Below are 6,772 nucleotides of genomic sequence, written 5' to 3'. Positions count from 1 at the left end.
GGCCGATTCCTCGCACTCGATGCAGCGACGGGCGAAACCGAATGGTCGACGACAGTCTCGGACAGCGACGATGCGACTGCGACAGCCCCAGTGACAGGTGACGTCGATGGCGACGACAAGCAGGAAGTCGTCGGCGTATTGAACACAGGGCGGGTTGCCGTCCTCGATGCCGACTCTGGGTCGGAACTCGCGGTCTACGAGCGTAATGTCCCCGTCTGGACCTTCCCGACGGTCCGCGATATCGACGGCGACGGCGCTGCTGAGATACTAGTTCGGTATGGAGATGGCCGAGTGGTCAGCCTCGACTATTCGTCGGCGGGCCTGATTCGTTGATTGGACCAGAACCACCATACAGCGAAGCTCCGTCGGATTATTTGTAGGATGTCAAAGCGACAAACAACGCCCGACCCGAAACAACTGACAGAGAGGGCTCCGACCCGACGGCGGCTCCTCAAAGGCGCAGCCGGCGTGACGGCAGCGGCGGCGTTCGTCCCAGCTGCCAGCGGCCTCGCAGCGGCCTACTTTCCGAACAAACTCGATATTGATGTCCAACCGGACAACGCGGATGAGTTCATCGATGTCGACGAACACGACTCCGTTGAGGTAGCGGTTCACCCCGTCGAATTCCTCAACGGTGATCGTGAGCACGAAACGTTCGACCCCACGACAGAGACTGTCCGGTACCGGTTTGGGTCCCGGTCGACGGTCGAGGATGGCGCGGGTGCACGGCCGGCGGACGACGGGGAAGTCCGTGAGTTCGACGGCCACCATGGCGAGAGCCACGAGGCGCTCGTGCTGACGTTCCCAGTCGACGATATGGGATTTGACGGCGGCGAAGAGACGGCCTGGCTCTACTGGGAGCGAAGCGAGTCAGGGGAACACGGCTACGCTGGCATGGATTCAGTCAGCATCTACGGGACAACAGCCCCAAACCAGGGGTTGTTACAAGTGCTCCAGCAATTGATGGCCTGGCCGATGGGGTGACTGACACGACAGTTTCAGGAAGGATGGATCGGAGTCTCTCGAGCTATGGGATGCAAACGACCGGACTGATACACGCCGAGTAAACAGATGCGTGCCAGAACTGTCGTAGCGCTTGCCCTGGTCATACTCGCGTTGGATGGCCTCGCCATCGGCAGCTTCCTCGTCGATACCGACTCGGGTGGGGAGATTACCGTCCTCTGGGTCAGCGAGACGGGACGCGAGGTTAACGGAAATCATCACGCACCAGCGGTCGCACAGGTCGGTGACCGACAGTTCGTCTACGCGCCGATTAGCGGTCGGGCAGACACCGACCGATGTGCGCTATACGGTCTCGAAGCGTCGTCTGGCGAGCGCCAGTGGCGCTCAGGGATCTCGGTCCCCGACTGTACAATCCACTCGATCGCAGACCCAACCGTTGCAGATTACGACGGGGATGGCACCGACGAAGTTCTCGCAGCGACGACCGAGAACACACTCACCGCGTACGACCCGAGAGATGGTTCTGTCGCGTTCGAGTATGCGCTCGACAGCTATGGATACACGAAGCCCCTCGTCGTGAATATCACCGGCGACAGTCGACCAGAGACCGTGGTCGTCGACGTGCGTGGAATGGTTTACGTCATCAGCGCCAGCGGCGAGACAGTCTGGACACGCGACCTCGAATCGACGACGTTCGGTCAGCCGACCGTCGGGGAGTTCGACGGTGACGATGGACTCGAACTCGCCGTCGCCGCGGGTGGCGCCGGCGAACTCTATCTCTTCGAGGGGGACGGCACGCCGAGCTGGGACGAGCCAGCGACGTTCGACAGTTCTATCACGTGGATGACGACCGGCCAGGCAGATGCCGATACGTCGTCCGAAATCGTCGTCGCGACGGCACTTGACGGAACTGTCGCCATGGTCGACGGCAATTCGACCGTACTGTGGGAGCGCGACCTCGGCACCTTTGCGGCGGTCCATGGCGTCGCAGACGGCGACGAAGACGGGACAGAAGAAGTCTACGCGGTCGCTGAGAACGGGGAGCTCTACAGTTTGGACGCTGAAAGCGGGGAAACGGAGTGGCGGACCAGATTGACCAACGCAGACGTACAGATGATGCCGCCGCCGGCCGTCGGTGATGTCGACGGGGACGGAAGCCCGGAGCTCGTCGCGCCCGCGAACGATGGGACAGTCTCACTGGTTGAGCCGACGACTGGTGAGGTCACTGCGACATACGAGCGTGAGGTACCAATCTACACCCACCCGACGATGGCAGATATCGACGATGACGATAACGTCGAAGCGCTCGTCATGTACGGGGATGGCCGGGTTGTCGCCCTCGATTTCGGCCGAGCGTGAGTGTCGGGAGGGCCACTTGCTTCAGTGCCGCCGGTGTGAATCGGTCACGGGGCTGTCACCGTCTGCGCGGTCAGTTCGTCGAGTGAGTCCTCGATCCGGTAGCTGGGCGTCTCGACGGTGATTGTCGAGTCCGGCGTCACGTCAGAAAAGTGGAGTTCGAGCGTATACGCGCCGTCGTCGCCGATGGGTGCCGCTTCGCGCTGGCCCGTCGGCTCGTGCCACGCCCACGCCATCTGACCGGCGTAGTCGGCGGCTGTCCGCCCGGCAATTTGCTGTACTGCCGGTTCTGTCGAAACCTCTTCGCCAGAAATCGGAAACCCCCGGTCCTGCCACTCCCAAAAGCCCTCGTCGATGACATAGACCTGTTCGTAGCCGTTCTCGATGAGCGATGCGGCACGGAGCGACGAGAGGTGATGTGGACACCCACAGTAACAGACGATACGGTCGGCCGTCGGCCACGCCTCGACTGGGTCGTCCCCGGTACCATCAGGTGCCGGACTCAACACAGCGCCGGTGATATGGGACCGGTCGTACTGTGCCTGTCCCCTTGCATCGACGAACCGTGCAACTCGCCCACGATACCAGTGGTGGGTCGCGTCTATCGGGGCGAGCGGGACATCGACGCCCTCGACAGTCGTTGTCTCAAAGGCTGCGGTATCGATCGTTCGGTCCGTTGGCGTCGTGCCGGACTCTGGCGGATACCCGTCTTGAGCCGGACCGGCAGTGCCCTCGCTACTGTCGTTCGAGTTTCCGCTGCAGCCGGCCAGACCGCCACATATCGCGCCACAGACGGCGAGGTATCCACGACGGTTCATATTGTTGTATACTAGTAGGGGGTCGAAAACGAATTCTAGTCCGGTTCTCGAATACCTTCGCGTCCCGTCGAACAGGGCTGACGGGGGTCTGACTGGCAACAGAACAAATTAAATTGCTAAGGATAGGTAAGTCTGCCTAGAAAATTATTATTCTCCGCAGAGAAGTGGTTGTATGAGCTATCGGACCGTGAACTACGAGGACGTCGAACAGGTTTCAGACGCGATGCATTTCCTGAGTGAGCCACTGGGCTGTCGACAGGTCGGCGTGACGTTCTCGCGGTGTCCCCCGGACTGGAACAGTAAGCCGCACGACCACGCTGACGACGAGCACGAGGAAGTCTACGTCTTGATACAGGGGAGTGCAGAGGTCCGAATTGACGACGAGTCAGTAGATATGGAGACCGGCGATGCTATCTGGATTGCCCCCGAAGCGACGCGCCAGATTCGGAACGGTGCGGACGAAAGCGCGTTCGTCCTTATTAGCGCCCCAGAGTTCGATTCCGATGGCACGGGGGCAGACGTGTGGGGAATCAACGCGTTCCAGGGGTAGTCTGGGTCGGCTGTCGATAGTACTGAACTGCCTACGTCACACTGGCGTCACTCCCGGAGTTTTTGGAGCGAGGCTAGTCGGTCAGTCATATTTCTCGAACCCTACGTCCCGCGCTAGCTCGCGGAACGACTGGCGGCAGAGCCAGATGTCGTACTTGCCCACGAGCCCGTCTTCGCGGCCGGTCATCCGACAGACCCGCCGGTCGTCTGAATCGTCGGTCGAGCGTTCGATATCGGAGCTTGCGTCGGTGGAGTCTCGTGTCATGGTTAGCAATCACACATCGCTGGTTCGCAACAGGAGAGGTCTTCCAGGAACATGTTCTTCTCACGGTACGCTTCGAGCGGCGACGGGTCGACACCGAGTCTGTTGGCGATTTCGTCGGCGACGACGGCGAACCGCTGTCTGAATTTATAGATGAAGCAAAATTTCTGCCCGTTGTGGGCGACCTGTGGGCCCGACAGGAACAGGCCGGGAGTCGTGGTCGATTCGTCCCGGTCGGTGAGCTGTGGATGCCCATCCTCGTCCGCGAAGTACTCCTCAGCAGGCCCCAGGTTACTCTCGAACCCAGTCGCGAGTACGGGTTGATTCCGAGTCGAATACCGTTCGCCGTCAGTTCCGAACACGTCGAACCGGTCGATAGACGCGTCGAACCGGTCCGGCGAGCGTTCGACACGGTCGACCCGGACGCCGTCTTCGAGGACGATCGGCGCATCGTCTTCCAGCGCAGTCTGTAGCTGTTGGCTCGTGAACGGAGAGAGGACCTCACTTGGGTCTGGGCCACGGAACTGCCAGGGACCCTCCTCGTCGACGACGAGCACTTCGTTGCCGCGTTCGGCGAGTGCCAGCGCCGCGTCGATGCCGCTCTCGTAGCCCCCAACGACGACGACTGGATCACAGACACAGTCGCTGGTGAAGGCGTCCCAGGAACCGACCCGGGAGTTGTGGACACAGTGAGCCGCCCCGGGGAACGGGTCATCGTTGGGCCGTCCGAACTGCCCGCCAGCCCAGACGACGAAGCGGCTGTGAATCACACCGTCGGAGGTGTGCAGGACGAAACCGTCGTCGTGTGGGCTGAGCGATTCGACGTCTACCCCGGTTCGGACGGGCAGGTCGTGGAAGTCGACGACTCCCTGGAGATACTCGGCGTACTCCCGACCGGTCGGGTGCTCGCGGTCAAGTGCGAACGCGGGTGAGGTGTCCGTGGTGATAGCGTTCAGGTCTCGTGCCCCGAAGCTGTTGCTCGGAAACGATGGCGTGATGAGACGCATCTCGTCGGGCCACTGTCGGAACGACGCACCGACCGTCTCGCGCTCGAGAATGGCATAGGAATCGAGGTCGAGTGTGGCGAGAGCAGCCCCAATTCCGACGCCAGCGGCGCCTGCTCCGACGACAACCGCGTCGAGCGATTCGTATTTTCGCGCTTCATTGAGATTCACTGTTAACAATAAAGTCTAGTAAATAGCCAAATATAAATAATATACGCTCTAGTCTTAATAACAGATGGAGCGACAGACCATACCCGTCACCGTCCTGAGCGGGAACCTCGGTGCGGGAAAGACGACTGTGTTGAACAACCTCCTGAACACGCGGACGGAGCTGGATATCGCAGTCCTCGTCAACGACATGGGCGAGGTGAACGTCGACGCCGAGCGGGTCGCGGAACACTCGGATATCTCGGAAGACGAAGAGGAGATGGTCGAACTGTCAGACGGGTGTATCTGCTGTGAGCTTCGTGGAGACCTGCTCGACGCGCTCGCTCGGCTCGCACAGGCCCGGGAGTTCGACTATCTCGTCATCGAATCGACGGGTGTCGCCGAGCCGTTGCCCGTCGCACAGACGCTCACGATGGGCTTCGATCAGTCTGACCTCGACCCGACGGAGTTCTACGAGGAGACCGGTATCGAGGTGATGGACCACTACGAACTCGACACGACGGTCACCGTGGTCGACGCCCACCAGTTCTGGACGACGTTCGACTCGAAAGAGTCGCTCATGGACGGCGACACCGAGAAGGACCTCGGGAGCCTGCTCGTCGAACAGATCGAGTTCTGTGACGTCCTCCTGTTGAACAAGTGTGACCTCGTCGACGAGGCGACACTCGACGAGATTGAGGGCATGCTCGAAGTGCTGCAACCCCGAGCGGAGATCATCCGGACGGAACACGGCGCGGTCGACCCCGACGCGATTCTCGACACCGGACGGTTCGACTTCGAAGCGGCGAGCCAGTCCGCCGGCTGGATGCAGGAACTCGAAGAGCCACACGCCTCCGCCGAGGAAGAACACGGCGTTACGTCGTTCATCTTCGAGTCCCGACGCCCGTTCCACCCGGAACGGTTCGCGGAACTGCTCGACGAGTTCCCCGCCAACGTCGTTCGCTCGAAGGGCCACTTCTGGCTGGCGGGCCGATCGGAGATTGGACTGGGACTCGACGTCGCCGGGCAATCTATCCGAATCGTGCCAGCGGGTCGCTGGGTTGCCTCCATGCCCGAGGAGGAACAGGCGCAGTACTTCGAAGCCTCGCCCGAACTCGAAGCTAACTGGCATCCCACGTACGGCGACCGCTCTTCTCGGCTCGTCCTCATAGGTACCGAGATGGACCAAGACACAGTCCGGAGCGATCTCGAGGCCGCCACGCTGACCGAAGAAGAAATGGAAGCCGACTGGGACGCGTTCGAGGACCGTTTCCCCCGGTTTGAGGCCGATCCGGAAGCGGAACAGGCAGACGACGAACCGGCCGAGGATACCGATAGTGCCGAAGAAGTGGGGCTGGCCGACTGACGATGCCGAGTGCATCCGCGTTATTCCGGCAGATCGTCACGAAGTCTGCACCGCGTGAGACGCGTCGGGAGGCGATTCGCGAACTTGGCCAACTCGAGGCTGTAGCACAGCTCAAGACGGTAACGCGGACGAACGGTATCCACGGTGTGTTCCGTCGGGACGCTGTTACGGAATTGAAAGAGATAGGAGCGACGGCGGCACTCGAAACGATTGCCGAGGACCGGGCGGTCGACACCGCCATCAGAGAGCAAGCACGAATATGAGCTTCGAGTCACAGACACCGAAATCAGACGACAGGAACGGACCG

The 6,772-nt window shown here is 61.1% G+C and carries 8 protein-coding genes and 1 pseudogene; 6 read left to right on the top strand and 3 right to left on the bottom strand.

What is annotated here, in order from left to right; translation table 11 throughout:
* The 3 genes and pseudogenes from Q0964_RS14755 to Q0964_RS14745 form a co-directional block, all read left to right on the top strand.
* Positions 1 to 333: pseudogene (locus Q0964_RS14755) on the top strand (hypothetical protein); the annotation flags it as partial.
* A 48-nt stretch (positions 334 to 381) separates the two neighbouring features.
* Complete coding sequence (locus tag Q0964_RS14750) at positions 382 to 984, top strand: hypothetical protein (RefSeq protein ID WP_414652173.1); 603 nt, start codon at positions 382 to 384, stop codon at positions 982 to 984.
* 87 nt (positions 985 to 1,071) lie between these two features.
* Positions 1,072 to 2,322, top strand: coding sequence for an outer membrane protein assembly factor BamB family protein (locus Q0964_RS14745; protein ID WP_299269024.1), 1,251 nt, complete (start codon positions 1,072 to 1,074; stop codon positions 2,320 to 2,322).
* A 44-nt stretch (positions 2,323 to 2,366) separates the two neighbouring features.
* Here Q0964_RS14745 and Q0964_RS14740 read toward each other — a convergent pair whose 3' ends face one another.
* The gene (locus Q0964_RS14740; RefSeq protein WP_299269022.1) at positions 2,367 to 3,137 is read right to left on the bottom strand and encodes a rhodanese-like domain-containing protein; all 771 of its coding nucleotides are present in this window, start codon (positions 3,135 to 3,137) and stop codon (positions 2,367 to 2,369) included.
* Between the two features lie 172 nt (positions 3,138 to 3,309).
* Between Q0964_RS14740 and Q0964_RS14735 the strand changes: the two genes are divergently transcribed.
* A complete protein-coding gene (locus Q0964_RS14735) occupies positions 3,310 to 3,687 on the top strand; it encodes a cupin domain-containing protein (RefSeq protein ID WP_299269020.1) in 378 nt (125 codons plus the stop codon).
* An 81-nt stretch (positions 3,688 to 3,768) separates the two neighbouring features.
* Here the strand turns inward: Q0964_RS14735 and Q0964_RS14730 are convergent, their stop codons facing one another.
* On the bottom strand, positions 3,769 to 3,951 hold the full coding sequence (locus tag Q0964_RS14730) for a 30S ribosomal protein S14 (protein ID WP_299269018.1): 183 nt from the start codon (positions 3,949 to 3,951) through the stop codon (positions 3,769 to 3,771).
* 2 nt (positions 3,952 to 3,953) lie between these two features.
* Positions 3,954 to 5,123 (bottom strand): NAD(P)/FAD-dependent oxidoreductase, encoded by a 1,170-nt coding sequence (locus tag Q0964_RS14725; protein ID WP_299269016.1) that lies wholly within the window; start codon positions 5,121 to 5,123, stop codon positions 3,954 to 3,956.
* Positions 5,124 to 5,187: 64 nt separating this feature from the next.
* Here Q0964_RS14725 and Q0964_RS14720 point away from each other — a divergent pair, with 64 nt between their 5' ends.
* Positions 5,188 to 6,465 carry a CobW family GTP-binding protein gene (locus Q0964_RS14720; protein WP_299269014.1) on the top strand — a complete coding sequence of 426 codons (1,278 nt, stop codon included), beginning with the start codon at positions 5,188 to 5,190 and terminating at the stop codon, positions 6,463 to 6,465.
* A gap of 2 nt (positions 6,466 to 6,467) precedes the next feature.
* Positions 6,468 to 6,728, top strand: a complete 261-nt coding sequence (locus Q0964_RS14715; RefSeq protein WP_299269012.1) for a hypothetical protein — start codon at positions 6,468 to 6,470, stop codon at positions 6,726 to 6,728.
* The last annotated feature ends 44 nt before the right edge of the window (positions 6,729 to 6,772 follow it).

Source organism: Halorientalis sp., assembly GCF_028275115.1.
In the GTDB taxonomy this organism is placed as follows: Archaea; Halobacteriota; Halobacteria; order Halobacteriales; family Haloarculaceae; genus Halorientalis.
Note: the sequence above shows the minus strand (reverse complement) of the source record. Positions and strands in the feature narration are given on the sequence as shown.

Excerpts from the sequence above, each read along its gene's own strand:
- Q0964_RS14750 (WP_414652173.1), top strand. The coding sequence starts at position 382 with ATGTCAAAGCGACAAACAACGCCCGACCCGAAACAACTGACAGAGAGG.
- Q0964_RS14745 (WP_299269024.1), top strand. The coding sequence starts at position 1,072 with ATGCGTGCCAGAACTGTCGTAGCGCTTGCCCTGGTCATACTCGCGTTG.
- Q0964_RS14740 (WP_299269022.1), bottom strand. The coding sequence starts at position 3,137 with ATGAACCGTCGTGGATACCTCGCCGTCTGTGGCGCGATATGTGGCGGT.
- Q0964_RS14735 (WP_299269020.1), top strand. The coding sequence starts at position 3,310 with ATGAGCTATCGGACCGTGAACTACGAGGACGTCGAACAGGTTTCAGAC.
- Q0964_RS14730 (WP_299269018.1), bottom strand. The coding sequence starts at position 3,951 with ATGACACGAGACTCCACCGACGCAAGCTCCGATATCGAACGCTCGACC.
- Q0964_RS14720 (WP_299269014.1), top strand. The coding sequence starts at position 5,188 with ATGGAGCGACAGACCATACCCGTCACCGTCCTGAGCGGGAACCTCGGT.
- Q0964_RS14715 (WP_299269012.1), top strand. The coding sequence starts at position 6,468 with ATGCCGAGTGCATCCGCGTTATTCCGGCAGATCGTCACGAAGTCTGCA.